25 protein-coding genes are annotated in these 26,740 nt (G+C 58.8%); 13 read left to right on the top strand and 12 right to left on the bottom strand.

All coding sequences use genetic code 11. The features are described from left to right. Positions 1 to 19: 19 nt before the first annotated feature. The 5 genes from SLH47_RS22215 to SLH47_RS22235 form a co-directional block, all read right to left on the bottom strand. Positions 20 to 1,027, bottom strand: a complete 1,008-nt coding sequence (locus SLH47_RS22215; RefSeq protein ID WP_320242772.1) for an oligopeptide/dipeptide ABC transporter ATP-binding protein — start codon at positions 1,025 to 1,027, stop codon at positions 20 to 22. Beyond that, positions 1,027 to 1,992: an oligopeptide/dipeptide ABC transporter ATP-binding protein gene (locus tag SLH47_RS22220; RefSeq protein ID WP_320242774.1), complete on the bottom strand. Its 966-nt coding sequence runs from the start codon at positions 1,990 to 1,992 to the stop codon at positions 1,027 to 1,029. Before SLH47_RS22220 ends, SLH47_RS22215 begins: the two co-directional genes overlap by 1 nt. Before the next feature lie 5 nt (positions 1,993 to 1,997). Further along, positions 1,998 to 2,924, bottom strand: coding sequence for an ABC transporter permease subunit (locus SLH47_RS22225; RefSeq protein ID WP_320242776.1), 927 nt, complete (start codon positions 2,922 to 2,924; stop codon positions 1,998 to 2,000). Positions 2,925 to 2,936: 12 nt separating this feature from the next. Next, positions 2,937 to 3,860, bottom strand: a complete 924-nt coding sequence (oppB, locus tag SLH47_RS22230) for an oligopeptide ABC transporter permease OppB (RefSeq protein ID WP_320242777.1) — start codon at positions 3,858 to 3,860, stop codon at positions 2,937 to 2,939. Positions 3,861 to 3,930: 70 nt separating this feature from the next. Next, positions 3,931 to 5,565, bottom strand: coding sequence for a peptide ABC transporter substrate-binding protein (locus tag SLH47_RS22235; protein WP_320242778.1), 1,635 nt, complete (start codon positions 5,563 to 5,565; stop codon positions 3,931 to 3,933). A gap of 301 nt (positions 5,566 to 5,866) precedes the next feature. Between SLH47_RS22235 and SLH47_RS22240 the strand changes: the two genes are divergently transcribed. Next, a complete protein-coding gene (locus SLH47_RS22240; RefSeq protein WP_320242780.1) occupies positions 5,867 to 6,436 on the top strand; it encodes a hemerythrin domain-containing protein in 570 nt (189 codons plus the stop codon). Here the strand turns inward: SLH47_RS22240 and SLH47_RS22245 are convergent, their stop codons facing one another. Both SLH47_RS22245 and dapB read right to left on the bottom strand, forming a co-directional pair. After that, positions 6,437 to 6,799 (bottom strand): dihydrodipicolinate reductase, encoded by a 363-nt coding sequence (locus SLH47_RS22245; RefSeq protein WP_320242782.1) that lies wholly within the window; start codon positions 6,797 to 6,799, stop codon positions 6,437 to 6,439. Positions 6,800 to 6,879: 80 nt separating this feature from the next. Beyond that, the gene (gene dapB / locus SLH47_RS22250) at positions 6,880 to 7,689 is read right to left on the bottom strand and encodes a 4-hydroxy-tetrahydrodipicolinate reductase (RefSeq protein ID WP_320242783.1); all 810 of its coding nucleotides are present in this window, start codon (positions 7,687 to 7,689) and stop codon (positions 6,880 to 6,882) included. Between the two features lie 99 nt (positions 7,690 to 7,788). Here dapB and rbfA point away from each other — a divergent pair, with 99 nt between their 5' ends. Beyond that, a complete protein-coding gene (gene rbfA, locus SLH47_RS22255) occupies positions 7,789 to 8,184 on the top strand; it encodes a 30S ribosome-binding factor RbfA (RefSeq protein ID WP_320242785.1) in 396 nt (131 codons plus the stop codon). Then, positions 8,184 to 8,900, top strand: coding sequence for a phosphodiester glycosidase family protein (locus tag SLH47_RS22260; RefSeq protein ID WP_320242787.1), 717 nt, complete (start codon positions 8,184 to 8,186; stop codon positions 8,898 to 8,900). The genes rbfA and SLH47_RS22260 overlap by 1 nt, the downstream gene beginning before the upstream one ends. A gap of 12 nt (positions 8,901 to 8,912) precedes the next feature. Here the strand turns inward: SLH47_RS22260 and SLH47_RS22265 are convergent, their stop codons facing one another. Further along, the gene (locus SLH47_RS22265; RefSeq protein WP_320242790.1) at positions 8,913 to 9,341 is read right to left on the bottom strand and encodes an NUDIX hydrolase; all 429 of its coding nucleotides are present in this window, start codon (positions 9,339 to 9,341) and stop codon (positions 8,913 to 8,915) included. A gap of 106 nt (positions 9,342 to 9,447) precedes the next feature. Between SLH47_RS22265 and SLH47_RS22270 the strand changes: the two genes are divergently transcribed. The 3 genes from SLH47_RS22270 to SLH47_RS22280 are packed head-to-tail and all read left to right on the top strand — an operon-like array spanning position 9,448 to position 11,204. Next, positions 9,448 to 10,359 (top strand): co-chaperone YbbN, encoded by a 912-nt coding sequence (locus SLH47_RS22270; RefSeq protein WP_320242792.1) that lies wholly within the window; start codon positions 9,448 to 9,450, stop codon positions 10,357 to 10,359. A gap of 27 nt (positions 10,360 to 10,386) precedes the next feature. Next, positions 10,387 to 11,028 carry an LON peptidase substrate-binding domain-containing protein gene (locus tag SLH47_RS22275; protein WP_320242794.1) on the top strand — a complete coding sequence of 214 codons (642 nt, stop codon included), beginning with the start codon at positions 10,387 to 10,389 and terminating at the stop codon, positions 11,026 to 11,028. After that, complete coding sequence (locus tag SLH47_RS22280; protein ID WP_320242796.1) at positions 11,025 to 11,204, top strand: Trm112 family protein; 180 nt, start codon at positions 11,025 to 11,027, stop codon at positions 11,202 to 11,204. The genes SLH47_RS22275 and SLH47_RS22280 overlap by 4 nt, the downstream gene beginning before the upstream one ends. 66 nt (positions 11,205 to 11,270) lie before the next feature. Here SLH47_RS22280 and SLH47_RS22285 read toward each other — a convergent pair whose 3' ends face one another. Beyond that, a complete protein-coding gene (locus tag SLH47_RS22285; protein WP_320242798.1) occupies positions 11,271 to 11,546 on the bottom strand; it encodes a hypothetical protein in 276 nt (91 codons plus the stop codon). A 114-nt stretch (positions 11,547 to 11,660) separates the two neighbouring features. Further along, complete coding sequence (locus SLH47_RS22290; protein ID WP_320242800.1) at positions 11,661 to 12,908, bottom strand: UbiH/UbiF/VisC/COQ6 family ubiquinone biosynthesis hydroxylase; 1,248 nt, start codon at positions 12,906 to 12,908, stop codon at positions 11,661 to 11,663. A 44-nt stretch (positions 12,909 to 12,952) separates the two neighbouring features. Here SLH47_RS22290 and SLH47_RS22295 point away from each other — a divergent pair, with 44 nt between their 5' ends. After that, a complete protein-coding gene (locus SLH47_RS22295; protein ID WP_320242802.1) occupies positions 12,953 to 14,287 on the top strand; it encodes an amidase in 1,335 nt (444 codons plus the stop codon). A gap of 14 nt (positions 14,288 to 14,301) precedes the next feature. On the opposite strand, the gene SLH47_RS22300 is transcribed toward SLH47_RS22295, so the two are convergent. Further along, positions 14,302 to 14,934: a TetR/AcrR family transcriptional regulator gene (locus tag SLH47_RS22300; protein WP_320242804.1), complete on the bottom strand. Its 633-nt coding sequence runs from the start codon at positions 14,932 to 14,934 to the stop codon at positions 14,302 to 14,304. Positions 14,935 to 15,004: 70 nt separating this feature from the next. On the opposite strand from SLH47_RS22300, the gene SLH47_RS22305 reads away from it, so the two are divergent. The 5 genes from SLH47_RS22305 to SLH47_RS22325 all read left to right on the top strand — a co-directional run bounded on the left by SLH47_RS22305 (position 15,005) and on the right by SLH47_RS22325 (position 23,855). Continuing rightward, a complete protein-coding gene (locus tag SLH47_RS22305; protein ID WP_320242806.1) occupies positions 15,005 to 16,087 on the top strand; it encodes an efflux RND transporter periplasmic adaptor subunit in 1,083 nt (360 codons plus the stop codon). A gap of 3 nt (positions 16,088 to 16,090) precedes the next feature. Beyond that, positions 16,091 to 19,240 carry an efflux RND transporter permease subunit gene (locus tag SLH47_RS22310; protein WP_320242809.1) on the top strand — a complete coding sequence of 1,050 codons (3,150 nt, stop codon included), beginning with the start codon at positions 16,091 to 16,093 and terminating at the stop codon, positions 19,238 to 19,240. 175 nt (positions 19,241 to 19,415) lie between these two features. Beyond that, positions 19,416 to 20,591: an aminotransferase class I/II-fold pyridoxal phosphate-dependent enzyme gene (locus SLH47_RS22315; protein ID WP_320242811.1), complete on the top strand. Its 1,176-nt coding sequence runs from the start codon at positions 19,416 to 19,418 to the stop codon at positions 20,589 to 20,591. Between the two features lie 13 nt (positions 20,592 to 20,604). After that, positions 20,605 to 23,454, top strand: coding sequence for a DNA translocase FtsK (locus SLH47_RS22320; protein ID WP_320242813.1), 2,850 nt, complete (start codon positions 20,605 to 20,607; stop codon positions 23,452 to 23,454). Positions 23,455 to 23,609: 155 nt separating this feature from the next. Further along, complete coding sequence (locus SLH47_RS22325; protein ID WP_320242815.1) at positions 23,610 to 23,855, top strand: helix-turn-helix domain-containing protein; 246 nt, start codon at positions 23,610 to 23,612, stop codon at positions 23,853 to 23,855. A gap of 157 nt (positions 23,856 to 24,012) precedes the next feature. On the opposite strand, the gene SLH47_RS22330 is transcribed toward SLH47_RS22325, so the two are convergent. Beyond that, on the bottom strand, positions 24,013 to 24,951 hold the full coding sequence (locus tag SLH47_RS22330) for an AraC family transcriptional regulator (protein WP_320242817.1): 939 nt from the start codon (positions 24,949 to 24,951) through the stop codon (positions 24,013 to 24,015). A gap of 186 nt (positions 24,952 to 25,137) precedes the next feature. Between SLH47_RS22330 and SLH47_RS22335 the strand changes: the two genes are divergently transcribed. Next, positions 25,138 to 26,055 carry an SDR family oxidoreductase gene (locus SLH47_RS22335; RefSeq protein WP_320242819.1) on the top strand — a complete coding sequence of 306 codons (918 nt, stop codon included), beginning with the start codon at positions 25,138 to 25,140 and terminating at the stop codon, positions 26,053 to 26,055. Positions 26,056 to 26,740: the final 685 nt, after the last annotated feature.

Genomic DNA, 26,740 nt, shown 5'->3' on the forward strand with positions numbered 1-26,740 from the left:
CGCGTGACGGTCTAGGCCATCACGCCTCAGCCACCAGAACATGTTGCGCCTCATGATAGGGGCAGGCCACGAAGTGACGGTCGCCAATGTCTTCCAGTGCGGGGCGTGCTTCCGCGCAGGAGGGCTGCACCTTGGGGCAACGCGTGCGGAACACGCAACCTGACGGCGGGCGAAGCGGTGAGGGCAGTTCCCCTTCCAGAATGGGCCGGGGCCTAGCGCGCTCCAGCACCGGGTCGGGAATCGGGACCGAGGAAATCAGGGCCTGGCTGTAAGGATGCTCTGGTGTCGTGGTCAGCTTGTGGCTTTCTGCCGTCTCCATCACACGACCCAGATAGAGCACCAGCACCCGGTCGCTGATATGTTTCACAACGCTCAGATCATGGGCGATAAAGATCATCGACAGGCCCATATCGCGCTGCAATTCCATCAAAAGGTTGATGACCTGCGCCTGTACCGACACGTCGAGGGCCGAAACGGGTTCGTCGCAGATAATGAGCTTTGGCCGGAGGATCAGTGCCCGCGCGATGCCGATCCGTTGGCATTGCCCGCCCGAGAACTCATGCGGGTAGCGGTTGATGAGGTTGGGCAAAAGTCCCACCCGCTCCATCAATTCGCCAACGCGCCGTTTCACTTCCTGCCGGGATGTGTTCGGTTCATGCGTGATCAGCGGCTCTGCAATGATCTCACCGACCGTCATGCGCGGGTTCAGCGCCGCAAGCGGGTCCTGAAAGATCATCTGCACGTCGCGCCTGTGCACACGACGTTGGCGCACGTCCATATTGGCAAGGTCCTGATCTTCGAAGAAGATGTTGCCACCTGATGAGGGGATCGTGCCGACAACAGCCCGGGCGATGGTGGATTTGCCGGAGCCGGACTCACCCACAATGCCAAGGCATTCGCCCGGTTGCAGATCGAATGACACTTCGGAAACCGCGTGCAGTTTCAGCGATGGTGTCCAAGGCCAAGCCCCCGGCGGGCGGACGTCAAATGTGACCGAGAGGTTGCGGACAGAAAGAAGCGGGCCCATCATGCCACCTCTTTCAGTGGCAGATGGCAGGCGCGGCGCCGGGTGCCGTGGGTTGTGAGCGCCGGACGTTCGGCGCGGCAATTCCCAAGGATCTGCGCGCAGCGGGGTGAGAATGGGCAGCCCGGCGGCAGGTGCGACATATCAGGTGGTTCACCGGCGATGGTCGAGAGTGTTGCGGTTTCCTTGTCCAGGCGCGGCACGGCCTTGAGCAAACCGCTCGTATAAGGATGGGTCGGATCGGCGAAGATATCGTCAGTTGGCCCTTCTTCCATAATTTGACCGCCATACATGACCAGCGTGCGATCACAGAAGCCTGCCACGATCCCTAGGTCATGGGTGATCAGGATGACGGCGGTGCCAAAGTCGTTGCGCACATCGGCAAGCACTTGCATGATCTGCGCCTGCACGGTGACATCAAGCGCCGTCGTTGGTTCATCCGCGATCAAAAGGCGCGGCTGACAGAGAAGCGACATCGCGATCATGATCCGCTGGCGCATGCCGCCGGAAAACTCATGCGGATACATCGTCACGCGCGTCGCTGCATCGGGGATGCGCACTGCGTCAAGCAGGCGCACGGCCTCTTTCACCGCCTTGGATTTGCTGATGCCCTGATGCAGCATCAACACCTCTGCCATCTGATCACTCACCCGCAGATAGGGGTTCAGCGATGTCATCGGATCCTGAAAGATCATCGCCATGTCTTTGCTGCGAATCTTGTTGAATTCGCGCTGGCTCATCGACAACAGATCCTTGCCGTCAAATCGCGCTATGCCAGAGGCGCGCCCGTTCTTGGCCAGAAGGCCCATTGCGGCAAAGGCGGTCTGGCTTTTGCCCGACCCGGATTCCCCCACGATCGCTAGCGTTTCACCCTTATCGATGTTGAACGTCACGCCGTTCACCGCATTCACATCGCCGTCGGCGGTGGTGAAGGTGACCGAGAGGTTTTCGATTTCCAGAAGGCTCATGGGTGTCAGCGGTCCTTGGGGTCGAGCGCGTCACGCAATCCGTCGCCCACAAAGAAGAAGGCAAAGATCGTGACGACAAAGAAGAAAAGCGGGAAGGCGATCTGCCAGTGATAGCCGAATTGCATCGTGCGTGATCCTTCGTTGATCAAGGCACCCAGCGAGGTCGCCGGTTCCTGCACGCCGAGGCCCAGAAAACTGATGAAGCTTTCAAAGATGATCATGTTGGGGACCAGCAGCGTGGCGTAGACAATCACGATGCCCAGCAGATTGGGCACGATATGGCGCAGGATGATCTTGATAGGGCGAACGCCGGTCGCGACGGCCACTTCGACAAATTCCTTGTTCTTGATCGTCAGCGTTTGCCCGCGCGCGATCCGTGCCATGTCGAGCCATGAGATCAAGCCGATGCCGAGAAAGAGCATGAAGATCGACCGACCAAAGATGACGAGCATCAGGATCAGCACAAACATGAACGGGATCGACATCAGCACGTCGACAATCCGCATCATCAACCCGTCAATGCGGCCGCCGTAATAGCCCGCGGTCGCGCCATAAAGTGTGCCGACAATGACAGCGACAAGTGCCCCGACAATCCCGACCATCAGCGAAATGCCAGTGCCTTGGACCGTGCGGGCGAAGAGGTCGCGCCCGTTGCTGTCGGTGCCAAAGTAATGCCCCGTCTCAAGCGAAGGCACGCCAAGATACGCATTGCTGCCGATTAGTGAGAAATTGACAAAGTCGGTCTCGTACTGCGCGATGAAGCCGCCGAAAAGGGCGAATGCGGCGACAAGGCCCAGCATGATCAGCGAGGCGACGGCCGCCTTGTTGCGAAAGAAGCGGGTACGGGCATCGGCCCAGAGGGAGCGGCCCTTGACCTCGGCCAGTTGCGCGGCTTCACCCACACTTTCGACGGCGGCTCTATTCGGAAACATCTGCCAGCCCCCTTAGTAGCGGATCTTGGGGTCGATCCAGGCGTAAAGCACATCGACCACAAGGTTGAAGAAGATCGTGAGCGCGCCCACCAGAATGGTGATGCCCATGATCACGGAATAGTCGCGGTTGAAAGCGGAGTTCACAAAGAACTGCCCAATTCCGCCGGTGGAAAAGAACACGTCAATTACGACCGAGCCGGTTATCATCCCAACGAAGGCTGGCCCCAGATAAGACAGGACCGGCAGGATCGTGGGCTTCATTGCGTGCCGCCAGATGACCCGGCGCATCGGCAGGCCCTTGGCCTGCGCTGTGCGGATGAAATTGGTGTTCAAGACCTCCAGCATCGAAGACCGGGTGATCCGGGCGATAGAGGCCATATAGGACGTTGAAAGCGCGATGACCGGCATGATCAGATATTGCCATTGCCCACCGCTCCACCCGCCGCCGGGCAGCCAGCCGAGCCAGAGTGTGAAGATGAGCAGAAGGATTGGCGCCATCACAAAATTCGGAAGCACCTGCGCGCCGATCGAGACGCCGACGGCAAGGTAGTCGAGCCATGAATTCTGTTTAATGGCAGCGGCAACACCCAAAGACACGCCGACGGTGACGGCAACAACGAAGGACCAGAACCCGTAGGTGAGGGTCACTGGAAAGCCTTGCGCGATCACATCATTGACGGTGCGGTCCTTATACTGAAAGGACGGACCGAAATCGAAAGCGGTCACCACGCTCCACACATAATTGACGATCTGCTGCCAGAATGGCTGATCCAGCCCGTATTTCGCCTCAATGTTAGCAAGCACTTCGGGCGGCAGCGGGCGTTCGGAATTGAACGGACCGCCGGGGGCCGAATACATCAGGATGAAGGACAGAACGACCAATATCAAAAGGGTCGGGACGGCCACGGCAAGGCGGCGGATCACAAAGCTCAGCATATGTCAGGGGTCCTAACAGGAATGGCGAACCGCGCCCCAGGTCTGGGGCGCGGTTCTTCACAAATGATGCTCACTCGGCGATCTTGTAGAGATCCTTGGAGTACCAGTTCTGCTGGAAGTTCTCGTAAGGCCAACCTTCGAGATTCTCGGCAAACATCTTGACCGAGGCATAGTGATAGATCGGGATGATCGGCGCATCCTGAGCGATGAACATCTCAACCTGATCGTAATTGGCCTGCGCATTGTCGGCGGTCTTGGCTTCGGCGAGCAGGGCATCAACGTCCGGGTTGACGTACTTGCTATCGTTGTAACCCGATTCAGATTGCATCAGGTCAAGGAAGGTCGAGGCCTCATTATAGTCCGCGCACCAGCCGCCACGAGCGACTTCGAAATCACCGTTTGAGCGCGCTTCGAGGAATGTCTGCCATTCCTGGTTGGCCAATGTGGTTTCGACACCCAGGGTCTGTTTCCACATCTGGCTGATCGCGATGGCAACCGATTTGTGGCTGTCGGAGGTGTTGTAGACCAGATCGATCTCAAGCGGATTGTCAGGCCCGAAACCGGCACCGGTCATCAGTTCCTGCGCCATCGCGTTGCGCTCTGCCTGGGTCATGGACGCCTTGGGGATGTCGGGTGTTTCAAACCCGGCTGTGGCCCAGTGCGTGAACGTGTAGGCCGGTTGCTGACCACCGGCGAGAACGTTTTCGACGATGATATCACGGTCAATCGCGAGGCTGAGCGCGCGGCGGACATCCGGGTTCTGGATTTCTTCTGGCGCGCCGTCACGCAGGTTGAACATGTAGTAGTAGGAACAGGCCAGCGGGACTGAGACGGCCTGTTCAGGGTACTCGGCGGCAAGGCGCGGGAACTGGCCAGCAGGCACGTCGGTCCGGTCCAATTCGCCAGCGAGGTAGCGGGTGAGCGCCACATTTTCATCGTTGATCACCAGCGACGTGACCTTTTCTATGATCGTGTTTGCGTTGTCCCAGTACATCTCGTTGCGTTCGCGAACGAGCTTTTCCTGCGGCACATGCTCGGTCAGCATGTAGGCACCGTTCGAGACCATGTTGCCGGGCTTGGTCCAGTCGGTCCCAAACTCCTCAACCGTCGCCTGATGCACCGGGAAGGTGGTGAAATGGGTCAGCATTTGCGGGAAGTATGGCAGAGGTTGCGTCAGGCGCACCTCAAGGGTCGTGTCATCAATCGCTGTCACGCCGAGTTCGGACGGATCAAGATCACCGCCGATCACTTCGGGGGCGTTTTCCAGTGCCATCAACTCGATGAACCAGGAATAGGGGGAGGCGAGTTCGGGGGATGCGGCGCGCTTCCACGCATATTCAAAGTCACCTGCGGTCACGGTGTCGCCGTTTGACCATTTTGCATTGTCGCGCAGGGTGAAGGTGTAGACCAGATTGTCGTCGCTCACTTCGTGGCTGAGGGCGACACCGGGTACAAGATTGCCAGTCGCGTCCTGATTATAAAGCCCTTCAAAGAGGTCACGGAGGATATCGCCCCCGGCGCTGTCCTCGGCCAGACCCGGATCAATCGATGGGCTTTCATCGAGATCGCGGTAGGTGAAGGTCTGATCAGAGGCGAGCGGCTCACCCGTTTCAGGATGCGTGGCGTGGCCATCGGCGTAGAGCGCACCGCTTGTCGCGATCAAGAGCGCCGAGGTGGTGGCGAGCAGTTTTGTCTTCAATGTCATGAGCATCTCCCTGTTGTTGTATCTTGGCGCGATACAATCATTGGCTGTGTAATGCGCTGGCTAAGCGCGGATAGAGCTATCTTTTGGCGGGAAGACGGAAATGGCAAGGTTAATCAGATGTTAATCTTTCATCCGGTCATTCCAATGCGCATATGCCCGCCGATGGCGCAACATGTGGATAGAATTGCGCCGATCCGCGGAATTTTTGAAAGTGCGGTGCCTTGATCGATCCTCTTGATTCGCGCACGCAGAGGGATCAGATGCCAAATCGTGACGCTCAAAACGTTTGAATGGAGCCAGAATGGACATGCTCGCCCTCGCAGAACGCGAAAAACTGCCCGACGCGCTGCGGGTCCTGCTGCGGGAATACCCGCGTGAGATGTGGGAACATGATGCGGGGCTTGATGGGCTCGTGCGGTTCTGGCTCGACCGGCATCTGATGTTCCGACACTTGCTGGACACGATGCAGGACACCACCGAGGCGCTGCTTGATCAGCGGGTCGCGATTGAGGCCTATGTGCAGGCGCTTTCACGCAATGGGGGTATGTTCGTGAACGGGCTACATGAGCATCATATGATCGAGGACAGCCATTACTTTCCGAAGCTCACCGTGCTTGATGAACGGATCGCGAAAGGCTTTGAGATCCTCGAAAGAGATCATCACGACATCGATGCGCTTCTGGGTGACTTTGTCAGTGTAGCCAATGAGGTGATAGGTCTTGCAGCCTCAAAGGAACCTTTTGAGAGTACGGTCGGCGGTTTTCACAAGGACTTGCAGAAAATGGCGCGGTTGCTCGACCGGCATCTGACTGACGAGGAAGAACTTGTCGTCCCCGTCATCCTCAAATACGGCGCGCCGGACCCCGGCTGATTACTGTATCCGGAACGAGGCCGACTGGCCGTTACCGCGATCAACCGTAAAGCGGACCTGCTGATCGCCACGTGCTTCGACAAGCTGGCAGTTATAGGGAATGGGGTCACCGCCCCAGTTCATTTCGCGGCAGAAGTACCCGTCCTGCCAGCTCCACGATCCGGTAATCCCCCAGCCGAGCGCAGCCCCCTGGATGGCCCCATTGTCAAAGACACTCACTCGCACACCGTAAAGCCGATTGCGTAACTCTTTCCCGTTCACAAGTGACAGAAATGTCGCCTGATCCTTGATCGGGACATAGCTGTCGGCAAGTGCGGGAGACGCAGCGGTGGCGAGCGCTGCACAAAGAACAAGATGTTTCATCTGGCACCTCATTTTTCTGAGTATGCCGTTGATACGCGGGTGATCCGCTTTTGGTTCAGTTGTGGCCGATCACGTGGCGGTTATATGCCTAAGACGTCCAACATATCGTATTCGCCGGGGGATTTATCCTGCCCCCAAAGGGCGGCCTTGAGCGCGCCGCGTGCGAATATCGCACGGTCGGTCGCGATATGGCGCAGCACGATCCGTTCGCCCGGTGCGGCAAATAGCACATCATGTTCGCCCACGATATCGCCACCGCGAATGGCGCTGAACCCGACATCGCCTTTCTTGCGGGCACCAGTGATACCGTCGCGCGCGCGGTCGCTCACATCCGAGAGTGTGACGCCGCGTCCTTCCGCAGCCGCCTCACCCAACATGAGCGCTGTGCCCGACGGCGCATCCACCTTCTGGCCGTGATGCGCCTCGATCACCTCGATATCGAAATCATCATCCAGGGCGGCCGCGACACGTTTTGTCAGTTGCACCAGAAGGTTCACACCCAGTGACATATTGCCCGCACGCACAATGACGGCATGGCGCGCGGCTGCATTGATCGCCGTCAGGTCTGCCTCGGCGAGCCCCGTCGTCCCGATCACATGCACCGCCCGTGCCTGTGCGGCCAGACCGGCAAAGCCCACGGTTGCTGCTGGGGCCGTAAAGTCGATGACGGCCTGTGCCTTGGCGAACGCCTCAACCGCGTCGTCGGTCACGGTCACGCCGACAGGTTGGCCGCCAGTGACAGCGCCCACATCCTGACCAATCCAGTCATGCCCGTCACGTTCTAGCACAGCAACAAGGCGGCATTTATCCGACGCCAGCACGGTTTTCGTCAGCATCTGCCCCATCTTGCCCGAGGCGCCGGTGATCACGATACCGGGTAGGTCTGTCATTGCGGGTGTCCCTTTTTCATCCCGCCCCTCTTAGCGGTGCTTTGCGGCTGACGCAAAGCCTTGCTTGGCATCGGTCGCGCCAAGGCGTAAATGAAGATCATGGCAAAGACTTCAAATCGCGACGGCAAGGCGCCCACGCAGCGAATGCTGCGCGTGGGCGAGCAATTCCGCCGGATCCTGTCCGAAGTATTGCAACGGGGCGAGGTGCATGACGACGACCTCGCGCGCATGTCGATCACGGTTGGTGAGGTGCGCATGTCACCTGATTTGCGCATCGCGACGGCCTTTGTGCTGCCCTTGGGCGGGCAGGGCAAGGATGAGGCGTTAGAGGCCTTGCGCCGCAACCGACACGAAATCCGCCATCTCGTGGTCAAAGGCGGGTCGATGAAATTCGCACCGGAGTTGCGGTTTCAGATTGATGGGACCTTCGACCAGATGGATGCAACCCGCGCGCTTTTGGCGGAAGATCACGTGCGGCGGGACCTCGAAGACTAATGCGCTGGCTGGCGACGCTCTGCGCGCTCTGGGCAGCGCCTGCTCTCGCGGTGACCTGTGAGGATGTGACCTATCAGGGGCAGAGCTTCACAACCTGCAAGGTGGATGTGACGAAAGCCGACTTGCGCCTTTTCCACGAGGACGCAAATGGCGATGTGATCGGTAGCTTGCGCGCCATTGAGGATTTGCCCGGCGTCAAGGCGGTGCTCTTTGCGATGAATGCCGGCATGTATCATGATGACCGTTCGCCGGTCGGCCATTACGTCGAAAACGGGGTTGAGGTGATGCGGGTCATCTCAAACGCAGGCCCCGGAAACTTCGGGCTGCTGCCCAACGGGGTGTTTTGCATCAATGACGATCACGCACAGGTCTATGAGACGGGTGTTTTCCTTGAAGAACGGCCCACTTGCCGAGATGCGACGCAATCGGGGCCGATGCTGGTGATCGACGGTGCACTGCACCCACGATTTCTGCCGGACAGCACGTCCCGCTTCATTCGCAATGGTGTCGGCGTGAATGAAGCCGGGACCGAGGCGACCTTTGTGATCTCTAACGAAGCGGTCACCTTTCACGAATTCGGCTCTTTCTTCCGCGACACGCTTGGTCTGCCGAATGCCCTCTACTTCGACGGGAAAGTCTCCCGCCTGCACGCGCCCTCCTTGGGACGGTCTGATTTCGGTTTTCAACTGGGTCCGATGGTGGCCGTTGTCGAGTAGGGCTGAGTCTGGTCAGTCTTCTGCGGTGATAACGAGATCAACGACGTCCTCCACATTCGGGCTCTGGTTCAGATCGCCGATCTCCGATGCCGTGAACCAACCCGCATCAGCGGCATCATCTGCCGCAACGGGCGTGCCGCTCTGATACGTGCAGAAGACCGCCGCGAGCATGTAGTGATACAGAACCTCGCCATTCTCGGCGCGTGCAATAACGTCCACATTGGTCAGATAGCGCCGGGCCTCGCCCACGACACCCGTTTCTTCGAAAAGCTCACGTTCGGCGGCGGCTAGTGCCGTCTCTCCCAAATCAACGTGCCCGCCCGGAAAGCCCCATGTGCCAGCATTGGGTGCGTTCTTGCGCTTGACCAACAAAAACCGCCGGTCGTGATAGACAACCGCAATGGCCGCGAGTTTCGGTCGTTGGGGTTCCGTACCATCCATGGGCGCAAGCTATGGCCCGGGCCGACAAGGGTAAAGTGCCTTTGCCCCTTGGCCTTCGCCACGATTGGGCACATATAAGGCCCAACAACGAACGAGGAGACGGACCATGCTGGAACTGGACGCAAGCCCGCAGGCCCCCGCCGATCTGATCAAGGACGGCACCGATGCCAGCTTTGCCGCCGACGTGATCGAAGCATCGCAAACTGTACCGGTGATCGTCGATTTCTGGGCGCCCTGGTGCGGCCCATGCAAAACGCTTGGCCCCGCGATTGAGGCCGCGGTGACCAAGGCGAAGGGGCGCGTCAAGCTGGTCAAGATCGATGTGGATGCAAACCAGGCCTATGCCGGGCAATTGCAGGTGCAGTCGATTCCGACCGTCTATGCCTTCTTTCAGGGGCGCCCGGTGGACGGATTTCAGGGCGCGCTGCCGCCATCGCAAATTGATGCCTTTGTCGAAAAGATCGCGGCACTTGGCGGGGAGGGTGCGGATGACGGCCTGACCGCTGCAATCGAGGCCGCCGATCAGATGCTCGCCGAGGGTGCGGCGACCGACGCGGCAGAGACGTTTGCCGCGATCCTGCAGGAAGACCCAAGCAATGCCGCCGCGTATGCTGGACTTGTGCGCGCCTACCTTGCCCTTGACGATGTCGATCAGGCAGAGGCGATCCTGAACGGCGCTCCGGCCGAGATTTCAACCGACCCCCTCTTGGAAGCGGTGCATGCCCAGATCACGCTCGCGCGCGAGGCGGCAAATGCAGGCCCCGTTGCGGAACTGCAGGCCAGCGTCGCGACAGAGCCGGACAATCATCAGGCGCGCCTTGATCTGGCGATTGCGCTGCACGCCAACGGCCAGGTGGAAGAGGCGGTGGCCGAGCTTCTGGAGCTCTTCCGCCGCGACCGGGAATGGAACGATGGCGCCGCCAAAGCGCAGCTCTTCAAGATTTTCGACGCGCATGATGCCAAGGACCCGATTGTCCTGCAGGGACGGCGCAAGCTTTCGTCGATGATATTTGCCTGATGGCGGCTTCGGCCTACCTTCGCATACATGATATCATCAACCGACTTGCCAGAGATCATTCCGGTGTTTCCGTTGCCGGGCGCGCTACTCTTGCCGCGCTCTCGCCTGCCGCTGCATCTGTTTGAGCCGCGTTATCTTGCGATGCTTGACGATGTGCTCAAAACCTCCTCGCGGCTGATCGGCATGGTGCAGCCTTATGATACGCCCGGCGGGGACGGCAAATTGCATGCCATCGGCTGTGCAGGCAAGCTGACGGCGTTTTCGGAAACCGAAGACGGACGGTATATGATCACCCTCTCCGGCGCCTCACGTTTTCGCATTGTGGAAGAGGTGGAGGGGTTCACGCCTTATCGGCGCTGCAAGGTCAACTGGCAGGGATTCGACCGCGACCTTGGCCCGGTTGAAAAGGATAAATCCTTTGACCGTGACAAGTTTCTGGAGGCGTTGGGGCACTACCTGAGCGATCAGGGCCTCTCAACCGATTGGGACAGCCTGAGTGAGGCCGAAGATGAGTTGCTGATCAACTCACTCTCCATGCTCTGCCCGTTTGAGCCCGAGGACAAACAGGCGCTGCTCGAAGCCCCGTCATTGTCCACACGGCGCGAAACGCTGATGACGCTGATCGAGTTCTCCCTGCGCGGTGGCAACGGCGAAGAGGTCATGCAATGAGTGATCCAAGTTTCGATCCCAAGATGCTGGAAGCGCTTGTCTGCCCAATGACGCAGGCCACGCTAGAATACGACACCGAGAAGCAGGAGCTGGTGTCCAAAAACGGCAAAATGGCCTTCCCCATCCGCAACGGCATCCCCGTGATGCTGGTCGATGAGGCGCGGCAGTTGGACTGATTTCTTCAGCTTGCACATAGCGTGTGCTCATTTGACCTTATGCTGCGGTCAGCGCCAGCCATTAGGTCATTTGCTCTTGTCAGCGTCTATATCCAATTGCGCAATTTTGCGCTCTACGTGTTGCTTCACTTTGAAAAACTTGGCCACCAAGGTTGACCATACTCCAAAAGCTAGAGCCGCTATGATTACCCAAGTTATGCCGAACCAGACGAACGATGAATCCTGCGAAACCACACCCGCAAAATAAAGCAGCCCGGCAATAAACCCTCCAACCAAAATGCAATGCGGTATGCCATCGCGCAATACGCGGCTCTTTCTCTCCTGATCTAATTCCCGCTGCATTCTACACCTTGCTAATTTCACACAGCCAAGTTCGCACGACAACATAAGACAAGTACTATCCAATGACAGCTTAGCAATGCGCTCCTACTCCACATAGCAACTCCCAACTTCCTCTTATCCCCGCATGAGTGACGGCAAATCGCCCGTCAGCCCTGCAGCTTCACGGATGAAAGCGCGGCGTAGGCTGGGCGCCGCGTTGATGGCGCCCATGCCAAGGCCTCGGACCACGCGTAGGAGAGGGTTGTCGTTTGAGAACAGGCGGTTGAAGGTGTCCGTCGCGACCGCGAGTGTTGCTGTATCAAACCTGCGCCATTGTTGGTAGCGCGAGAGAACCTGTGGGCTGCCGATATCCTCGCCACGGCTGCGTGCCTCGGTCAGCACGTCGGCCAGTGCGGCGACGTCGCGCAGACCTGCATTCAACCCCTGTCCCGCAATCGGATGTACGCCATGCGCCGCGTCCCCGATCAGGGCAACACGGTCGGCGATGAAGCTGTTGGCGAGTGTCAGGCCAAGCGGATAGGTGAAGCGTTTGCCGGTCAGGCTGATCTCGCCCAGAAAGCTGCCAAAGGCGGGGCGGAGTGCGGTGAGGAAGTCCGTGTCATTCATGGCGGCAAGTTCGGCTGCTCGTGCATCTGTCTCGCTCCACACGATAGACGAGCGGTTCTCGGTTAGTGGCAGAATGGCGAGGGGGCCTACGCACATGAAGAACTGATGTGCAATGCCGTCATGTGGCTTTTCATGTGCCACGGCGCAAACGACCGCCGTCTGGCCATAGCCCCAACCTGTTCGCTTGATCCCGGCGCGCGCGGCTGTACCCGATTGGCGCCCATCCGACCCGATCAGCAGCGTGCCAGCGCAGGTCTTGCCGCCTTGCAGGGTCACACGCGCCTCTGCCGGGCCAATCTCCTGAGCAACAACCGTCTCGTCCGACAGATGCGTGATCTGCGGCTCTTGCGCCATGGCATCAAGAAAAGCCCGGCGCAGATGGCGGTCCTCGACCATATAGCCCATCGGCCCTTCTTCGATCTCGACATGGTCGAAATGCATCATCCAGGCCCCGGGCCCTTCGCCTGCACGGCCATCGGTCACCTTGATTTCGCGCATGGGCTGGGCGTTCTCGCTGATGGCGTCCCAGACCCCGATCCCGCGTAAAAGCCGCATTGAGGCTAGTGCCAAAGCATAAGAGCGTCCGTCGAAATCGGGCCGTTTGCGGCGATCCACGGGCAAGCTGTCAATGATGGTGACTTTGCATCCGGCCTGTGCGGCTGCGAGCGCCAGAGCGGGGCCATTCAGCCCGCCACCGACGATGATCAGATCGTTTTCCATGACCCGCAATATGCGCGCCCGCGCGGGATTGTCCATGCGCCTGATGGCCGCTACGGTCGCGCGAACAACAGGAGACAGACATGCAGGATTGGCGCTGGATGAAGGCCGCAGATCTGGGTCGCGGGATCGGGGCAGGGCAGATTGATCCGGTAGGGCTGACCGAGCATTTTCTTCAGGCAATCGACACGCATCCGCACCGCGACCGCATCTATGCGCGTGTTACCCATGACCGGGCCCGGGCCGAGGCTGCCGCAGCCAGCGTTCGCGCACAGTCGGGCATTCGGCGGGGGCCTTTGGACGGGGTGCCGGTCTCCTGGAAGGACCTTTTCGATACTGCCGGTATCGGCACTGAAGCGGGCACGGCACTGATGGCGGGCCGGGTGCCTGAGGATGACGCAGAGGTGCTCAAAAACGCTACCGCGGCAGGGCTCGTTTGCCTTGGCAAAACGCATATGTCCGAGATCGCGTTTTCCGGGCTGGGGCTGAACCCGATCACCGCGACACCGCCTTGCGTGAATGACGAAGATGCGGTTCCGGGGGGCTCATCTTCTGGTGCAGGTGCATCCGTGGCCTTTGGCCTAGCGGCGGCGGCGATTGGGTCCGATACCGGCGGGTCTGTGCGTATCCCTTCTGCCTGGAATGATCTGGTGGGGTTGAAGACAACGCATGGCAAGCTGTCCCTCGAAGGTGTTGTGCCGCTTTGCCTGACCTTTGATACGGTGGGTCCGCTTTGTCGTTCGGTCGAGGATGCGAACCTACTGATGGCAGCACTTGGCGGTGAAAAGCCGGTTGATTTGACAGAGGCCCGCCTTGATGGTCTGCGCCTGATGGTGCTTGACACCATCGTGCCAGAGGATGTGCGCGATGCGCCTCGTACGGCCTTTGACGCCGCAGTGGACAAGCTGCGCGCGGCGGGCGCACAGATCGAGCATCGCTTTTTTGCGCAGCTTTTTGATGCGTTTAACGTGGCGGGCAATCTTTATGCCGCTGACAGTTATGGCTGGTGGCGCGATTTGGTCGAGGCGCATCCCGAAAAGATGTTTCCGCAAATTCTGGAACGTGTGCGGGGCGGGCAGACCGTGACGGGACCGGATTACGTGGCAGGCTGGAACCTGTTGCGGCAAATCCGCAAAGAATATGCCGCCGAAACATCGCAATTCGATGCGGTGATCATGCCAACAGCACCGATATTGCCACCCAATGCGCAGCGGCTTTTGGATGATGACGAGTATTACAAATCAGAGAACCTGCTCGCCTTGCGCAATACGCGGGTGGCCAACCTGATGAATGTCTGCGCGATCACGTTGCCTACCGGCGTTCCGTCCTGCGGGATCATGTGCAATGGACAGAACGGGAATGAGGCCGCGCTGCTGCGGGTCTGTGCGGCAGCGGAAAAGGTGCTTCTGGCAGAGTAAGTCAAATGCCGCAACTACGGCTGTGGCACCTTTGCCCCAAGATGGGCCAGTATTGCGTCGATATGAGCATCTCGTAATGGCTTTACGGGAAAATGATCGTCGAGATCATCAAAACTCGTGAACATCTCGCGCGATAGCGACAGGGTGACAATCGGGCCAAATAGGAGGTGAAAAAACGCTTTCTGATCGACGCCCCTGAAGACACCGCGCGCCTGACCATCCTCGATCATATGCCAGACAATGTCTTGCTGTGGGGCGATGTAGTCTTGATGAAAAGAGCGCGCAACGTTCGGGAATGCGCGTGATACCTCGGCAATCAGCGGCGACATACGGCCCACATCGGAATGGATTGTCTTGTCGTAAAGTATCCTGATTGCCGCGCGCAGCCGGTCAGCGGGGTCGAGAGATATGTCAGCCTCAAGCAAGCGCAAGTCATCCAGCGCCGGTGCATAACCATCTGTCACGCATGCGATAAAGAGCGCATCCTTGCCGGTGAAATGGTGATAGAGGCTCGCCTTTGTCATGGCACAGGCCTGGGCCACTTTGCTCATCGAAGTGCCAGCAAAACCGTTCTCCAAAAAAAGCTGCGTGGAAATGCGAATGATTTCGTCCCGACGTGTCTCCGCTCCTGCGATTTCCATATTCATGCTTGACCCTTCAAATAGTCCTCCTAGCTTCCCTACCGAACGGTCGGTTAACGACAGATAGGAGCCCGCCATGCCGATGCAAGTCTCTGCCCTCATCCCAGCAACCTTGGCATTCTGCCTTTTGGGTAGCATTGTCACCGCGCAAGAGCCAATGCCAGATCCCGTGCAAGAGGCGCCACCACTGTTTGTGCGCACAATGGTACTCGGGTCTGCCAGTGTGACGCAGGAGCGTCAGTTCTTTGGCCGCATCGCGGCGCTCGAAACCGCGGATCTTTCATTTGAAGTGCCTGGATACCTTGCAATGCTCGACGCGCCGCGCGGGACGTTTGTGGCAAAGGGTGAGGCGCTTGCGGGTCTTGATCTGGGACCGTTTGCAAGGGCGGTTGAGCGGGCGGAGCTGTCATTGCTGCAAGCCGAACGCGATCTTGAGCGATTGGCTGAATTGGCCTCGCGCAATGTGACATCCGATGTGCAGGCACAGGATGCCGAGACGGCCCGCGACCTGGCAGAAGTCGCGCTGCGCGATGCCAAAGAGGCGCTGGCTGATGCGCAGATGCGTGCACCCTTTGATGGCATTGTCGCTGACCGGATGGTGTCGACCTTTACCAATGTCGCCGCCGGCCAACCGATCTTGCGTTTGCACAACATGTCTGAGATCCGGGTTGAGTTTGATTTGCCCGAACGCCTGCTGACGGCAGTCGGTGATCCGGCGGGGGTGCTGTTCTCTGCCGTGTTGCCCGGTCAGACGGACCCGGTACCTCTGATCTTTCGCGAGATTGCGGCAGAGACCGGATCGGTTGGGCAAAGCTACACCATCTCGCTGGCCGTCGCCGGTGATCTTCCGGTGCGCGTGTTGCCCGGAAAGACGGTCACCGTAACGGCGCGGATTGCGCGACCGAACGACATTATCCCGGTTCCGGCGACGGCGGTCATCACCGGGCCAGACGGTGCTGCGTCCGTGGTGGGATTGCGGGAACGGGATGGCGGTCTGTTGCCGGAATTCATTCCGGTCGACGTGCGCTCCACCACGGGCGTTGACCTCGGCATTTCCGGCGTGGCGCCGGGGACCGAGATTGTGGCTTTGGGTGGTCATCTGATTGGCCCCGACACGCCGCTGGCCCGCTATGCCGGTCTGATTGTTGAGGGGGAGTGATCCATGCAAATCGCCCGCCTCGCCATCCTGAACCCGCTTTACACCTGGCTTTTGATTCTGTTCTGCCTCTTTGGGGGCGCGGCGGGATATCTGAGCGTCGGCAAGCTGGAAGACCCGGTCTTCACCCTGAAATCAGCGCTTGTGATCACGCCCTATCCCGGCGCCACTGCAGCTGAAGTGGCGGTGGAAGTGTCAGAGGTGCTGGAGGCGGAAATCCAGCAGATGGACGAGATTGATTTTGTCACATCTGCCAACACGCCCGGCCTTTCCGTGATCGAGGTCACGATCCAGGACACCTATGACGGGACAGAGCTTCCCCAGGTCTGGGATGATATGCGTGACCGGATTGCTGATGCCGTACCAGCGCTGCCACAAGGCGCATTGGCACCTGTCGTCAATGACAGTTTTGGCGATGTGTTTGGCCTGCTTTATGCGGTGACGGCGCCGGGCTATGCCGACAGCGATATCTGGGAGATTGGTACGTTCCTGCGGCGCGAACTTTTGGGCGTTGATGGCGTTGCCAATGCCGAGATACTTGGGCTGCCGGAAGAGGCTGTTTTTGTTGAGCCATCGAGTGCAACGCTGACCGCATTGGGTGTGCCGCCCGATGTCATTCTGGGTGCCGTTGCCAATGCCAATACGATTGTGCCTACGGGAACGGCCGATGACGCACGGCGGGACTTGCGTGTGGACGCCCCCGCCCCGGACGATTCCGTGTCTGAAATCAGCGCCCTGACCTTTGGCTTTCAGGGCGAGGTGATCAACCTCACCGACATCGCGCAGGTCTATCGCGGGCGCGTCAGTGACCCCGGCCACATCATCCGTCATAACGGGCAAGAGGCGTTCACGATTGGTGTCGCGGGCCTGACTTCCGAAAACATCGTCTCGGTCGGGCAGCGGGTGGAAGAGCGGTTGGATGCCCTTGCAACGCTATTGCCGGCGGGCGTCACACTGCAGCCGATCTACGAACAGCACCGGGTTGTCGACATGGCAAACCGGGATTTTCTTGGCAGCCTCGCAATGTCCGTTGGTGTCGTGATCGGTGTGCTGGCGCTTTTCATGGGATGGCGTGCGGCGGTGGTGGTTGGAGGATCACTCTTGCTGACCGTCAGCTTTACGTTCTTCTTCATGAACATCTTTGACATCAAGATCGAGCGGATCAGTCTTGGCGCGCTGATCATCGCAATGGGCATGCTGGTGGACAATGCCATTGTGATCGCCGAAGGCATGCAAATCCAGATGCGACGCGGGCGCAAGGCCATCGACGCCGCTGCCGATGTCGCGCGGCGCACGCAGACACCGCTTTTGGGGGCAACGATCATCGGCATCATGGCATTTGCGGGTATCGGGCTGAGCCCTGACAGTTCGGGAGAGTTTCTGTTCTCGCTCTTTGCGGTGATCGCCATCTCGCTTTTGTTGTCATGGCTCATCGCGGTCACGGTCACGCCGCTTTTGGCGAGTTACTTCTTCAAAACGGAAGCCGCTTCCGATGCCAAAGACCCCTACGACACAGTGTTCTTCCGCATGTATGCTGGCGTCGTACGGGCGAGTTTGCGGGTGCGCTGGCTGGTCATCATTGGGCTGATCGGTGCCACCGTCGCCGGTGTTGGCGCAATGGGCGGTGTGAAGCAGCAATTCTTTCCGCCAGCGACCACCCCCTTGGTTTACCTCAACTACAAAGGCGTGCAGGGCAGCTCCATCGCATCGGTCTCGGATGACCTCGCAATTGTCGAGGACTGGTTGCTGGAACGTCCGGACGTGGCGGCGGTCACGACCACAATTGGCCAAAGCATGACGCGGTTCATGCTGACCTATACCCCAGCGGACCCCGATCCGTCCTTTGGTCAATTGGTCATTCGCGTGAACGATCACACAGAGATCCCGGCGCTCCGCAATGATCTGACGGCATTCACAGGTCGCGCGATCCCTTGGGCTGAAACGAGGGTAGAGCAGATCATCTATGGCCCGCCAGTAGGTGCGGATGTCGAGGTGCGCCTGTCAGGTCCTGATCCGGATGTCTTGCGCGGGCTTGCCATGGAGGTGCAGCGCATCTTTGAGACCCAGACCGATTTGCTCACGGTTGAACGGATCGACTGGCGCGAACGCGAACTGACGACGCAGCCAATCTACGCCGTTGAACGCGCACAGTCCTTGGGGATATCGCGTTCGGATGTCGCCCAGGCCATCGCGCTTGGCACGGACGGTATTCGCGCGGGCACATTCCGCGAAAATGACCGGCTGATCCCCATCGTGATCCGCACGCCAGCGGCTGACCAGACGGCAGACGGCGTGCTGCTCGATCAGCCTGTCTATGCGCCCAGCACGCAAGGATATACGACGCTGGCCCAGGTGATAGACGGTTTTCAAGTCATCGCACGCGATACGCTGATCCAGCGCCGGGATCGCGTCAACACGATCAGCGTGCAGGCCTTTACGGTGCCTGATGTGCTGCCACCGCAGGCATTTGCAGAGGTGCGCGGCGCGATTGAGGCGATGGAGCTTCCGCCTGGCTACCGTTTTGAATGGGGTGGCGAGTTTGAAAGCGCGTCCACCGCACAGGCCAGCCTTGGCCGCCAGATGCCGCTGGCCTTTGGGACGATGCTGCTGATCACAATCCTGCTCTTTGGCAAGTTGCGCCAGACGGCGGTGATCTGGACAGTGGTGCCGATGGCCGTCACCGGTGTTGGCTTTGGCCTTCTTTACACCAATCTGCCGTTCAGCTTCACCGCACTTCTGGGTCTTCTCAGCCTTTCCGGCATGCTGATCAAGAACGCCATCGTGCTCGTGGAGGAAATTGACGCGCAAAAGATCGAAGAGGGCAGACCGCAATCCGAGGCGATTGTGGCCGCCTCGGTCAGTCGTCTGCGACCGGTCATTCTTGCTGCGGCGACCACGATCCTGGGTATGGTGCCGCTATTGGCGGATGCGTTCTTTGCCTCAATGGCGGTGGCGATCATGGCTGGCCTGGGCTTTGCCTCGATCCTTACTCTGATTGGGGTGCCGGCCCTTTATCACACTTATCTGCGCAAAGAGCGGCGGGAAGAAAAACGCAACCGCGCAGGTCAGAAAAAATCGGGTGCTTTGCCGCGTCTTCTGGGGCGGCGATACGTTCCCGGCTCGGCGCGCGGCCCGCAAGAGATCGCCGCGGAATAGCAGCGCGGTGAAGCGGTGCGCGTTTCCTCCCGCGCGCGCACCGCATCCTGCCTTTCTGCCCTGACCAAAAAGCCACAAAAACGCGCGCGGGGCCGCCTTATTCTGGACAGACAGCCCACCCGCGCGCTAGTTTGTAACAAAGCGGGGCGCAACGATCCCGCATATTGAGGCAGTTATGGTGTTTCCAGAGCGGTTTGCGGACCTTCCGGCAGCGACGTGGCCACGCTTGCGTGCGCTTCTTGACGTCCCAACGAAGGCATCCGAGACCATAAACATGACCATTGGCGAACCCCGCCATGCGTTCCCCGCTTTTGTGGGCGAGATCCTTGCGGCCAATCTGCAGGGCTTTGCGAAATACCCCGACAATAACGGTGTACCGGCTCTTCTGGAGGCGATTGGCGGATTTCTTCATCGGCGCTACGGTGTGAACGTCCCGCCAAGCCAGATTTTAACCCTGAATGGCACGCGCGAGGGGCTTTACAACGCTGCAATGGCGCTGTGCCCCGAGCAGAAAAACGGCAAGCCCATCATTCTGTCGCCCAACCCGTTCTACCCGGTCTACGCGGTTGCGGCCCTATCTGCGAATGCGGATCCTGTTTATGTGCCCGCGACCGCCGAAACCGGTCATTTGCCGGATTTTGCGGCCCTGCCTGATGACGTGCTGAACAGAACCGCGCTTGCCTATATCTGCTCGCCCGCAAACCCGCAGGGGGCGGTGGCCGACGAATGCTACTGGCGTGATCTGATTGCGCTGGCCGAGACGTATGATTTCAAAGTGCTGGCCGACGAATGCTATTCCGAGATTTATCGTGACACGCCACCACCAGGCGCGCTGCAAATCGCGCACCAGATGGGTGCTGATCCAGAACGTGTGGTGATTTTCCATTCGCTCTCCAAACGTTCAAACCTGCCGGGCCTTCGGTCGGGGTTTTGCGCAGGCGGGCCAGAGTCGATTGCGCGACTGCGACAGTTGCGTGCCTTTGCCGGTGCGCCATTGCCAGAGCCGTTGCAGGCCATCGCGGCGTCTGTCTGGAATGACGAGGCGCATGTGGTCGAGAACCGCGCCCTATATCACCGCAAATACGAGATTGCAGACGATATTCTGGGTCATATCCCCGGCTATCAATCCCCGCAGGCTGGGTTCTTTCTCTGGCTGCCAACGGATGATGGCGAAGAAGCTGCAGTCAGGCTCTGGCAAGAAACCGGCGTACGGGTTCTGCCCGGCGCGTATCTCAGCCGCGCGGTCAACGACGAAAATCCAGGCAAAAACTACATCCGGGTGGCCATGGTCGCCCCAACACAAGAAATGCAGCGCGGTCTGACCCTGATCCGCGACTGTCTCTACGATTGAGGGAACGGTAATCATGGCATCATATCAGACACGACAGCGCGACCCGCTTTTGGACAGCACGACGCAGGCGGTGATCGAAAAGCGCGGGCGTGAATTGTTCGGGTTGTCGCTGGCCGTTCTTGGGGTCGTCATTGCCGTCATGATGGGCAGCTACTCGCCCGACGATCCAAGCTGGATTTCGGCAACGGATGCGCCGGTGCAGAACTGGATGGGGCATCTGGGTGCCTCGATTGCCGCCCCGGTGATGATGATCATCGGTCTGGGCATCTGGGTTCTGCCCGCATTGCTGATCACCTGGGGTGCGCGGTTTGTATTTCATTACGGACAAGAGCGGGCGTTTGGCCGTCTGATCTTTGTGCCAGTGGCGATCATTCTTGCCTCCCTTTACGCAGCGACCCTGACGCCGGGTGCCAATTGGCCGGCGAATTTCGGGTTGGGCGGGCTTTTTGGCGATACAGTTCTGGGCGTGATCCTGACGATTGTTCCTTTTGGAGCGCATTTCGGGGTGAAGCTTCTGTCGTTTCTGACGGCAATGGCGATGCTGACTGCGTTGGCCTTTGCACTCGGCTTTACGAGGCCAGAACTGCGGGTAGCGGGGCGGTTCCTGCTTCTGGGAACGGTGATGCTCTATGCGCTCATCGTGCGCGGTTTGGGTATGGGAGCAGCGCTGTCAACCCAAGCGGCCCAACGGGTCGCGGCGAATGTGCAAGAAAGGCGCGCTGCTGCCGCTGAAAGAGAGGTTGACGAAACACCGATCGATATTCCCGATTTCCGCAGCATTGCGGAGAATGACGTCAAGATGCGTGCCGCAGCGGTCGTCAGGGCCAACCCAGCGATGCCAACAGGTGAGCCACCATTGACAGCCCCAAAAATGCCGCCCGCACCGCCGTTGGCCGCGCCAGCAAGGGTGGCTGAGCCTCCACAATCCAACGGGTTCCTGTCTGGTTTGCTGAAACGCAATGACCCGATGCCAGAGCCGGAGCTGGTGACACCCGAACCATTGACGCCAGCGGCGGAGAACAGCAATCCCGACCGGGTCAGTGCCCGGATTGCCGATGCGATCAAGAACCGAAGCGTTCCCCCGGCGCCCTCAGGCGTTCGGATTGAACCCTCGCTGACCGCTGGGCGTGGCCCCAAGCCTCTGGTCTTCAACGAGCCCGAAGATGATGCATTGGTCGAGGACGACGCACCCATCATGGCCACACCCCATATGCCGATCCCCGATGTGCATGTCCCACCTGCAACGGAGCCTCGCAGCGTTGTACAGCATCCGCCCAAACGGACACCGCAGCCATCGCGGCAAGCCAAGGCAGAGGCGCAGCCTGCGCTGAAGTTCGAGGATAAATACGCGGATTACGAGCATCCGCCCTTGGGCCTTCTGACCAACCCGATCAATGTCCAGCGTCATCATCTGAGCGATGAGGCATTGGAGGAAAACGCCCGCATGCTGGAAAGCGTGCTGGATGATTATGGCGTGAAGGGTGATATTGTCTCCGTCCGCCCCGGACCGGTTGTCACGATGTACGAGCTTGAGCCTGCGCCGGGTCTGAAAGCGTCGCGCGTCATTGGACTCGCCGATGACATCGCGCGTTCGATGTCAGCCCTCTCGGCGCGTGTTTCGACGGTGCCCGGCCGCTCAGTCATCGGGATCGAACTGCCCAACGAGAACCGTGAAAAGGTGGTGCTGCGCGAGATCCTTAGCCACCGCGACTTTGGTGATGGCAATCACAAGCTGCCGCTAGCGCTGGGCAAGGACATTGGCGGCGAGCCGATCGTCGCTAACCTCGCTAAGATGCCCCACCTGCTGATCGCTGGTACGACCGGGTCCGGTAAGTCGGTGGCCATCAACACGATGATCCTCAGCCTGCTTTACAAGCTGACACCCGACGAATGCCGCATGATTATGATCGACCCGAAAATGCTCGAACTCAGCGTCTATGACGGCATTCCGCACCTGCTTTCGCCCGTTGTGACCGACCCCAAAAAGGCGGTGGTCGCCCTCAAATGGGTCGTGGGCGAGATGGAGGAACGCTATCGCAAGATGTCCAAGATGGGCGTACGCAACATTGATGGCTTCAATGGCCGGGTGAAGGATGCGCTCGCCAAAGGCGAGATGTTCAGCCGCACGGTGCAGACCGGCTTTGACGACGAAACCGGCGACCCGATCTTCGAGACCGAAGAGTTCGCGCCCGAAGCAATGCCCTACATCGTGGTCATCGTGGACGAGATGGCTGACCTGATGATGGTCGCCGGCAAAGAGATTGAGGCCTGCATCCAGCGCCTTGCTCAAATGGCGCGGGCGTCGGGTATCCACCTGATCATGGCCACACAGCGTCCGTCGGTGGACGTGATTACCGGCACGATCAAGGCGAACTTCCCCACGCGGATCAGCTTTCAGGTGACGTCGAAAATCGACTCACGCACGATCTTAGGCGAAATGGGTGCCGAGCAACTGCTTGGTATGGGCGACATGCTCTATATGGCCGGCGGCTCCAAGATCACCCGCGTCCATGGCCCGTTTGTAAGCGATGAGGAGGTTGAGGAAATCGTCAACCACCTCAAGGCATTCGGTCCACCCGACTACATGTCCGGTGTCGTGGACGGCCCCGACGAGGAGAAATCCAGCGATATCGACATGGTGCTCGGCCTTGGAGGGAATACCGACGGCGAAGACGCGCTTTATGATCAGGCGGTGGCGATTGTGATCAAGGATCGCAAGTGTTCGACCAGCTACATCCAGCGGAAACTGGCCATCGGCTATAACAAGGCCGCGCGCCTCGTCGAACAGATGGAAGATCAGGGCGTGGTCAGTGCTGCCAACCATGTGGGCAAGCGTGAGATTCTGGTGCCGGAGCAGCATTGAATGAGGTGCAGGTCTTTGTTACGCGCAACGGCCAGGACCAACGCGATCGCAGGAGAGTTGACAATGCCTGCGACACGCCGTGCGATTGAACGTGGGATGAGAGTCATTGGCGGGAAATAGACCGGCTCGATCCTGAGGCACCTCAGGGACGGCCCGTGCGCTTCAACGACCTTTCGCGGATGATCGGCGGTGCCAGCAAAAAGATGGTCACAGAAAGGCTTCGTCGGTTAGAGGAACAAGGATTGGTGCGCCGCGACATCGCTGAAACAAAGCCACTATCTGTTGTATACGAGGTGACGGATCTTGGAGACCGGTGCTTGGCTTCCTCAATGAGCTTCGCACGTGGAGTGAAAGCCAGCCCCATGAAGAAGATCACCCTTAGCGCTAAAGATCTTAGGTGAGCGGCTTGGGCTGATGTTGAACTCAGAAATGAGATGATCCGCCTTGTCCGTACGAAGACCATCCAATTGCCGTTGCTCAGTTTCCAGCAGGGACTATGCTCTTACCTTATGAAACCGAGCTTAGGCCAGCAAAAGGCAACCCTGCCTTGGGGGTGAACTAGATCACGCCTGCGTCCGACAAGGATTTCGTTCGCTCATTCACATATTGGCGCGGTGGATTGCCCATCACTCTCTTAAATGCTGTGTTGAAAGCGTTTTCCGACCGATAGCCGAAATCCTCTGCGACGGCTGCGATCGTACAACCTGTTGATATGAGTTGATCGCTCGCCTTGATCATCCGCAGGACAGAAAGGTATTCCATAGGGCTTTGACCCACGGTTTCTTGGAAACGCCTTGCAAAAACTGACCTCGACATGCTGCCAGCTTCGGCCAAAGAGCAGAGCGTCCATTTCTTGCCGGGATCATCGTGCATAGCTGTGAGCGCCAGAGTTAGGCGCCGGTCCGTAAGCGCCCCAAGCCAGCTTAGCTCGCCCCCATTCTCCGCATAATGATGCCGCAGAGTTTGAATCAGAACCACTTGAGAAAGGTGTTGTACAATCAGGGCACTGCCCGGGCGCGCTTTCGCGAGCTCATCAAGGATCAACTCGACACAGTGCCGCAAATGAGCGGCTATGTCCTCATTCGAGGGAATGACCAGGATTGATGGCAGCATCGAGATGAGCCTGAATGCGTGGTCCTGCGAGACAGTGAAGCGACAACTTGCGATGATGGCATCCCCTCCACCGTTGACGACAGCCGGTTTCTCAGACAGCGGCGTAGTCAGAAACTTCTCTATAGGTTGGGATTCAAGGGAACGATCAGTCTTGATCGCAAAAGGACGGCCTGTCGGCAGTATGAAGAATTCACCCTCTTTCACCAGAACGGGTTTTTTTCGTCCCTTCACCGACACCCAAGCGGCGCCAGAAATCATGGCGTTGCATTTTAATGCCCCAGCCTGATCGGGAAAGCCAATCGCGGATGGGTGCCCAAGATCGAGAAGGCCTGCGAGATGGCTCTGAGGTCTCAGTATCGAGAGGATATCTGAAAGTGGGTCCATGTGATCAATGCCGCTTCAGTGTTGCCTAACCCCTATCAGTTGGAAATCATATCGCCAAGAAATAAGGACGAACACGAAGGTAACTGGCACTTTGGATTATTGGCCGTCTCAAATTTGCTGGTACATTTTTTGTTACGAGAAGACCTGAGCGGTTGCACAGGTTTCAACACGTTTGAGGGGATATCAATGCGCGTCTTTGTTACTGGAGCCACCGGCTATGTCGGATCGGCCGTCGTCCGCGAATTGCTCGATCATGATTACTCAGTTATCGGTTTGGCACGTTCTGATGCGTCCGCCGAGACTTTGAAAGATGCCGGTGCTGAGGCACACCACGGCAATCTGGAAGACTTGGAAAGCCTTCGTGCCGGTGCTGTGCGGGCTGACGCCGTAATACACCTTGGCTTCAACCACGACTTCTCGAAATTTGCCGAGAATTGCGCCCATGATGCCGAGGTGGTCCGCGCCATTGGAAACGAACTGGCAGGGTCCGACCGGCTGTTTCTTGCTACATCCGGCACCGCGATTCTGACGGCAGGTGCCGGGTCCAAGGAAACCGATCTTGCCCCTACGGGCGACGGGGTTAACCCGCGCGTTGCGACGGAGCACGCGGTCGGGGAAATGGCTCAGAAAGGTGTGAAGATTTCTGCCGTCCGGCTTGCACCCTCAGTGCATGGCGCTGGCGATCGTGGATTTGTCCGGATGCTCGCTGATATCGCCACGCATCGTGGCGAAGGAGCTTACATTGACGAGGGCCAAAACCGCTGGTGCGCGGTTCATCGTCTGGATGCCGCGCGGTTGTACCGACTAGCTTTGGAACGCAATGAAGGTGGCGTTCACTACCACGGTGTTGCCGAAGAAGGCGTACCGTTTAAAGATATCGCCGAGGCCTTGGGCCACAGCCTAGACTTGCCAGTGTCGTCCAAGACTGGCGACGACGCACAAGCGTATTTTGACTGGTTCCATTTCATGGCCGCCTTGGACTGCCCGGCATCCGGTGGCTGGACCCGCGAAGCCCTGAACTGGACCCCGACTGAGCCGAGTCTAATTGCAGATATCGATGCCGGCCTTTACCGCCCGGCAGACGAGCGAGGAGGAAATGGATAATGAAGCACGTTCCATCTTCTTCTCAGCCCGGGCCGATTGGGCTTGCCGCTATGGCCGCTGCCTGAATGTCGAAGGCAGCGGTTGCCCGAAAGAAGGATCATGCAATCCTTGTTGAACCCAGTGACACTGCCAGACCTTACACGCATAGGCTAATCTCAGATTTCCGTCGCCAATCCTTCGCACTCCGCGTTCGTGTCCTATAAAGTTGCGTGGAGCGGCGAAGGTCAGAAATCTTCAGATCGACCAGAAGACCAAACACAGCGGGTGGTGAAAACCTGTCATCTGCGTTGGACGCTTTGAACCCAACGACACGCGACGTTGTTCTGATGCGGATGCATAAACCGATTTCAATGACGAAACGATGGGTGCGGCGATAGGACGGATCTTTGGCTTCTTGAATGGAGCCTAGCCAAGTCCACCCGGTGTCGGCTTGGCCAAGCTGGCGGCATCCGAGTTGCAAGTTGAAACTGAATTGTTGTTCAGATTGCAGCTTAACCTCGACCACCTCTTAGTCGTGGCCTTTGATCAAGTGCAAGCGGTCTTTAACGCGTAATTGACCAAGGTCGACTTCGATCCGCCGAGCGGCCAAATCCGCCAAATCTACGCGTCCGGATCAGACAACTGGCCTGCTGCCGGTTTCGTGGACGGCACCTTAAGCTTTCATAGCTCGCTCCTCGAATGTGAT

This window comes from Cognatiyoonia sp. IB215182, assembly GCF_033963905.1.
In the GTDB taxonomy this organism is placed as follows: Bacteria; Pseudomonadota; Alphaproteobacteria; order Rhodobacterales; family Rhodobacteraceae; genus Yoonia.

Excerpts from the sequence above, each read along its gene's own strand:
- SLH47_RS22335 (WP_320242819.1), top strand. The coding sequence starts at position 25,138 with ATGCGCGTCTTTGTTACTGGAGCCACCGGCTATGTCGGATCGGCCGTC.
- SLH47_RS22265 (WP_320242790.1), bottom strand. The coding sequence starts at position 9,341 with ATGGATGGTACGGAACCCCAACGACCGAAACTCGCGGCCATTGCGGTT.
- SLH47_RS22310 (WP_320242809.1), top strand. The coding sequence starts at position 16,091 with ATGCAAATCGCCCGCCTCGCCATCCTGAACCCGCTTTACACCTGGCTT.
- SLH47_RS22290 (WP_320242800.1), bottom strand. The coding sequence starts at position 12,908 with ATGGACAATCCCGCGCGGGCGCGCATATTGCGGGTCATGGAAAACGAT.
- SLH47_RS22275 (WP_320242794.1), top strand. The coding sequence starts at position 10,387 with ATGATATCATCAACCGACTTGCCAGAGATCATTCCGGTGTTTCCGTTG.
- dapB (WP_320242783.1), bottom strand. The coding sequence starts at position 7,689 with ATGACAGACCTACCCGGTATCGTGATCACCGGCGCCTCGGGCAAGATG.
- SLH47_RS22215 (WP_320242772.1), bottom strand. The coding sequence starts at position 1,027 with ATGGGCCCGCTTCTTTCTGTCCGCAACCTCTCGGTCACATTTGACGTC.
- SLH47_RS22295 (WP_320242802.1), top strand. The coding sequence starts at position 12,953 with ATGCAGGATTGGCGCTGGATGAAGGCCGCAGATCTGGGTCGCGGGATC.
- SLH47_RS22305 (WP_320242806.1), top strand. The coding sequence starts at position 15,005 with ATGCCGATGCAAGTCTCTGCCCTCATCCCAGCAACCTTGGCATTCTGC.
- SLH47_RS22260 (WP_320242787.1), top strand. The coding sequence starts at position 8,184 with ATGCGCTGGCTGGCGACGCTCTGCGCGCTCTGGGCAGCGCCTGCTCTC.
- SLH47_RS22220 (WP_320242774.1), bottom strand. The coding sequence starts at position 1,992 with ATGAGCCTTCTGGAAATCGAAAACCTCTCGGTCACCTTCACCACCGCC.
- SLH47_RS22270 (WP_320242792.1), top strand. The coding sequence starts at position 9,448 with ATGCTGGAACTGGACGCAAGCCCGCAGGCCCCCGCCGATCTGATCAAG.
- SLH47_RS22315 (WP_320242811.1), top strand. The coding sequence starts at position 19,416 with ATGGTGTTTCCAGAGCGGTTTGCGGACCTTCCGGCAGCGACGTGGCCA.
- SLH47_RS22245 (WP_320242782.1), bottom strand. The coding sequence starts at position 6,799 with ATGAAACATCTTGTTCTTTGTGCAGCGCTCGCCACCGCTGCGTCTCCC.
- SLH47_RS22280 (WP_320242796.1), top strand. The coding sequence starts at position 11,025 with ATGAGTGATCCAAGTTTCGATCCCAAGATGCTGGAAGCGCTTGTCTGC.
- rbfA (WP_320242785.1), top strand. The coding sequence starts at position 7,789 with ATGGCAAAGACTTCAAATCGCGACGGCAAGGCGCCCACGCAGCGAATG.
- SLH47_RS22225 (WP_320242776.1), bottom strand. The coding sequence starts at position 2,924 with ATGTTTCCGAATAGAGCCGCCGTCGAAAGTGTGGGTGAAGCCGCGCAA.
- SLH47_RS22320 (WP_320242813.1), top strand. The coding sequence starts at position 20,605 with ATGGCATCATATCAGACACGACAGCGCGACCCGCTTTTGGACAGCACG.
- SLH47_RS22300 (WP_320242804.1), bottom strand. The coding sequence starts at position 14,934 with ATGAATATGGAAATCGCAGGAGCGGAGACACGTCGGGACGAAATCATT.
- SLH47_RS22235 (WP_320242778.1), bottom strand. The coding sequence starts at position 5,565 with ATGACATTGAAGACAAAACTGCTCGCCACCACCTCGGCGCTCTTGATC.
- SLH47_RS22285 (WP_320242798.1), bottom strand. The coding sequence starts at position 11,546 with ATGCAGCGGGAATTAGATCAGGAGAGAAAGAGCCGCGTATTGCGCGAT.
- SLH47_RS22330 (WP_320242817.1), bottom strand. The coding sequence starts at position 24,951 with ATGGACCCACTTTCAGATATCCTCTCGATACTGAGACCTCAGAGCCAT.
- oppB (WP_320242777.1), bottom strand. The coding sequence starts at position 3,860 with ATGCTGAGCTTTGTGATCCGCCGCCTTGCCGTGGCCGTCCCGACCCTT.
- SLH47_RS22240 (WP_320242780.1), top strand. The coding sequence starts at position 5,867 with ATGGACATGCTCGCCCTCGCAGAACGCGAAAAACTGCCCGACGCGCTG.